We start from the raw sequence: 4470 nt of genomic DNA, 5'->3' as shown, positions 1-4470 counted from the left end.
CCGGCGCGCGCACCCTGGCCGAGGCCGAGCGGGTGGCGTCGGCCGTCGTGGCCAGCCCGGTGCTGGCGCTGGCCGGGGTCGGCGGCTACGAGGGGGCGCTCGCGCACGACCCGTCGGAGGCGTCACTGGCGACCGTCCGCGCCTATCTCGACGACCTCGCCGAGCTGCACCGCCGGCTCGCCCCGTCCTACGGGACCGACGAGGTCGTGGTCACTGCGGGCGGCAGCGCCTACTTCGACCAGGTCGTCGCCGCGCTGGCCGGGCTCGCCGACACGCGCACCCGCGTCGTGCTGCGCTCGGGCGCCTACCTCGTCCACGACGACGGCTTCTACCGCGGCATCTCCCCGCTGGCCCGCGACGACGAGCAGCGCCCGTTCCGCTCGGCCATGCACGTGACCGCCCGGGTGGTGTCGACCCCCGAGCCCGGCCTGGCGCTGCTCGACGCGGGCAAGCGCGACGTCCCGTTCGACGAGGGGCTGCCCGAGCCGCAGCGGATCGCCGACGACCTCGGGTCGCCCTCGCGGCCGCTGACCGGGACGGTCACCGCCGTCAACGACCAGCACGCGTTCCTGCGCACCGAGGAGCAGGTCCGGATCGGGCAGGTCGTCCGGCTCGGGCTCTCGCACCCGTGCACCGCGTTCGACAAGTGGCGCTGGATCCCGGTGCTGGACGGCACCGACCCCGACCCGCAGGTCGTCGAGCTCGTCCGGACGTTCTTCTGATGGGCACGCTGCTGCGCGGCGGCACCGTCGTCGACGGGACCGGCGGGCCCCGGTACACCGCGGACGTGCTCGTCGAGGGCGACCGGATCGCCGCGGTCGGGCCGGACGCGGCCGGACGGGCCGAGCGGGTCGTCGAGGTGGACGGGATGGTCGTCGCCCCCGGGTTCGTCGACATGCACGCCCACTCCGACCTGCGCCTGCTCACCGAGCCCGCGCACCTCGCGAAGGTCTCCCAGGGCGTGACGACCGAGGTCATCGGCCAGGACGGGCTGTCCTACGCCCCCGTCGACGACGCCGTGCTGCCCGTGCTGCGCCGCGCGATCGCCGGCTGGAACGGCGACCCCGGCGCGGACTTCTTCACCTGGCGCACCGTCGCGGAGTACCTGAACCGGCTCGACGAGGGCATCGCCGGCAACGCCGCCTACCTCGTCCCGCACGGCACCGTCCGCGCGCTGGTCTGCGGCTGGGACGACCGCCCCGCCACCCAGGCGGAGATCGCCCGGATGGCCGACGTCGTCCGCACCGGCATGGACCAGGGCGCGGTCGGTCTCTCGGCCGGGCTCACCTACACCCCCGGCATGTACGCCGACGGCGCCGAGCTCGCCGCGCTGTGCGCGGCGGTGGGGGAGCGGGGCGGCTTCTTCTCCCCGCACCACCGCAGCTACGGCGCGGGCGCGCTGGAGGCCTACGCCGAGATGGTCGACGTCGCCGAGCGGTCCGGGTGCGCGCTGCACCTGGCCCACGCCACGCTCAACTTCGGCCCCAACAAGGGCCGGGCCGGGGAGCTGATCACGCTGCTCGACGCGGCCGTCGCCCGCGGCGTCGACATCACCCTCGACACCTACCCGTACCTGCCGGGTGCGACGACGCTGTCGGCGATCCTGCCCAGCTGGTGCCAGTCCGGCGGCCTCGACGCGGCCCGCGAGCGGCTGCGCGACCCGGCCGCACTCGCCCGGATCCGCGAGGACCTGGAGGTCCACGGCTCCGACGGCTGCCACGGCGTCGTCGCCGAGTGGGAGACGATCGAGATCAGCGGGGTCACGAACCCCGAGCTCGCCGGGACGGTCGGGCGCACGGTCGCCGACATCGCGGGCGCGACCGGAGCGGATCCGTTCGACACCTGCGTGGACATCCTGCTCCGCGACGACTTCGGGACCGGCATCCTGCAGCACGTCGGGCACGAGGAGAACGTCCGCGCGATCATGCGCCACCCGCGGCACACCGGCGGCAGCGACGGCCTGCTCGTCGGGGCGAAGCCGCACCCGCGGGCCTGGGGGACCTTCCCCCGCTACCTCGGCCACTACTGCCGCGAGCTCGGGCTGTTCTCCCTGGAGGAGTGCATCCACCACCTCACCGGACGCGCCGCCGACCGGCTCCGCCTGGCCGACCGCGGTCGCGTCCGGCCGGGCCTGGCCGCCGACCTGGTCGTGTTCGACCCGGACACCGTCACCGACACCGCCACCTTCGCCGAGCCCGCCCAGCAGGCGGCCGGCATCCCGTACGTGCTGGTCAACGGAGCCTTCGCGATCGACGGCGGGGAGCGCACCGACGCGCTCGCCGGTCGCGCGCTGCGCCGCCGGGCCGACGGCCGCACCGCACCGGGCACCCACCCCACCGGAGGACGACGATGACCTTCCTCGACTGGCTGCAGAACGACACGGCCGGCCTGCTCACCCTCGCCGCCGTCAGCGTCGCGCTGCTGCTGATCATGATCATGCGACTACGGCTGGAGCCGTTCATCGCGCTCATCGTCACCGGCGTGCTGGTCGCGCTCGTCGCGGGCGTGTCGGTCACCGACCTCGTCGGCACCCCGATCAAGGCGTCGGACTCGCTGTTCGAGACCGGCTTCGCCGGGATCCTCGGCCACATCGCCCCGATCATCGGGCTGGGCACCGTGCTCGGCGCGATCATGGAGCGCTCCGGTGGCGCGGACGCCCTGACCGAACGGCTGCTCCGGCTGTTCGGGCCGAAGGGCGCACCGCTCGCGATGGGTGTCACCGGGCTGGTGCTCGGCATCCCGGTGTTCTTCGACATCGGCATCTTCGTGCTCGCGCCGCTGGTCTACGTGGCCGCGCGCCGCGGCGGCCGCTCGCTGGTCCTCTATGCGATGCCGATGCTCGCCGGGCTGTCGATGACCCACGCGTTCCTGCCGCCGCACCCCGGACCGGTCACCGCGGGCGGGCTGCTCGGCGTCGGGATGGGCTGGGTGATCGCGATGGGCCTGCTGTGCGGCGTTCCCGCCTGGCTGGTCAGCGGCGTCTGGTGGGGCTCGTTCATCGGACGGCGGATCCAGGTCGGCGTGCCCGAGGACCTGCCCGGTGGGGCCGCCCCGGCCGCCGCCGCCCCCGGCCCGGCCGGTTCCGCGCGCGACGCCGGCGACGGCAACGGCGACGGTGACCCGGGCGGCGGGACGGGTGGTGTCCGCACCGCGGAGACGGCCGGCCCGCAGACCGCGGTGGCGGTGGCCGCGCCCCCGTCGGTCGCGCTCATCTCCTCGATCATCGCGGTCCCGCTGGTGCTCATCCTCGCCGCGACCGTCGCGGGGGTGACGCTCCCCGAGGGCACGGTGTTCCGCGACGTCCTCGTGCTGCTCGGCACCCCGGCCATCGCGCTGACGCTGTCGGTGCTGCTCGCGCTGTACCTGCTCGGCATCCGGCGCGGGACGTCGATGGCCGAGCTCGGCCGGATCTCCGGCGAGTCGCTGCGCCCGGTCGGGATGATCCTGCTCGTCGTCGGGGCGGGGGCGTTCTTCGGCAAGGTCCTGCAGACCACCGGCGTCGGCGACGCACTGGCCGGCTCGATGACCGCGATCGGGCTGCCGGTGATCGCCTCGGCGTACCTGATCAGCGCGGCGCTGCGGATCGCCCAGGGTTCGGCGACCGTCGCCATCGTGACGACGGCGGGCATCATCGGCCCGACCGTCGCCGCGGGCGGCTACAGCCAGCCGCAGCTCGCGCTGATCGTCGTCGCCGTGTCGGCCGGGTCGATCATCGCCAGCCACGTCAACGACGGCGGGTTCTGGATCGTCGCCAAGTACTTCAACATGACGGTGAAGCAGACCCTGATGACCTGGACGGTGCTGGAGACGATCCTGTCGGTCGTCGGGTTCGCCGCGGCCGCGCTGGTGTGGGCCGTCGTCTAGGAGCGCAGCGGGTCGGCGTCGAGCGTGACCGGCGCGCCGTGCGGCGTCGCGACGGCGGCACGCAGCCAGGCGCCGGTCCGCTCCTCGACCGAGCCGCGGTCGGCGACGCCGAGCCCGTCGAGCAGGTGCTCCAGCGCGGCGAGCCAGGCGTCCCAGTAGTCCAGGCCGGTGTCCAGCTCGCCGCCCAGGGTCTCGGCGAACTCCTGCCGGTCCAGCGTCCCGGTGTCCTGCAGGGCCACGGCCAGCGCGAACGCGCTCGCCTGCCACGGCTCGTCGAAGACCGGGCCGTCAGGCGGGCTCAAGGTAGGACTCCCAGGCGTCGACGGAGACGGTCGTGGTCGGGTCGGCGTCCGGGCCCCACAGCTCGGGGCCGGTGAACACCACGGTGTAGAGCGGCTCCGGGCACTCGCCGTGGCCGTGCGCGCGGGCGTCGGGCAGCACGTGGGTCCCGCGGTGGGTCTCGACGGTCCCGCAGCGACCGCGGACGTAGCGGGGGAGCCGGGTGTGCCCGCGCGGGTGCATCACCCGGGCCCGCACGCGGTCGCCGGGGGCGAACCGGGGCGGGCCGGTGTCGTCGCGCTCGGTCGGGGCGCCGGTGGCCAGCAC

General features: G+C 74.8%; 4 protein-coding genes and 1 pseudogene. 3 read left to right on the top strand and 2 right to left on the bottom strand.

Features of this window, described 5'->3' with window-relative positions:
• The 3 genes and pseudogenes from GTW08_RS03690 to GTW08_RS03680 all read left to right on the top strand — a co-directional run.
• Positions 1-722, top strand: a pseudogene (locus tag GTW08_RS03690) (amino acid deaminase); the annotation flags it as partial.
• Positions 722-2353 (top strand): N-acyl-D-amino-acid deacylase family protein, encoded by a 1632-nt coding sequence (locus GTW08_RS03685; protein WP_073577637.1) that lies wholly within the window; start codon positions 722-724, stop codon positions 2351-2353. The pseudogene GTW08_RS03690 and the gene GTW08_RS03685, both read left to right, overlap by 1 nt.
• Positions 2350-3864 carry a GntP family permease gene (locus GTW08_RS03680; RefSeq protein WP_073577638.1) on the top strand — a complete coding sequence of 505 codons (1515 nt, stop codon included), beginning with the start codon at positions 2350-2352 and terminating at the stop codon, positions 3862-3864. The genes GTW08_RS03685 and GTW08_RS03680 overlap by 4 nt, the downstream gene beginning before the upstream one ends.
• Here GTW08_RS03680 and GTW08_RS03675 read toward each other — a convergent pair.
• Together GTW08_RS03675 and GTW08_RS03670 are read right to left on the bottom strand one after the other, a co-directional pair.
• A complete protein-coding gene (locus GTW08_RS03675) occupies positions 3861-4166 on the bottom strand; it encodes a nitrile hydratase accessory protein (RefSeq protein WP_073577639.1) in 306 nt (101 codons plus the stop codon). The two genes, GTW08_RS03680 and GTW08_RS03675, sit on opposite strands and share 4 nt — an antisense overlap.
• A partial coding sequence (locus GTW08_RS03670) for an SH3-like domain-containing protein (RefSeq protein WP_161151409.1) occupies positions 4153-4470 on the bottom strand: 318 nt, incomplete at its 5' end. The genes GTW08_RS03675 and GTW08_RS03670, both read right to left, overlap by 14 nt.

Source organism: Pseudonocardia sp. SID8383, from assembly GCF_009864975.1.
Taxonomy (GTDB): domain Bacteria; phylum Actinomycetota; class Actinomycetes; order Mycobacteriales; family Pseudonocardiaceae; genus Pseudonocardia; species Pseudonocardia alni.
The sequence above is the reverse complement of the archived record's forward strand: the minus strand, read 5'-3'. Positions and strand labels throughout refer to the sequence as shown.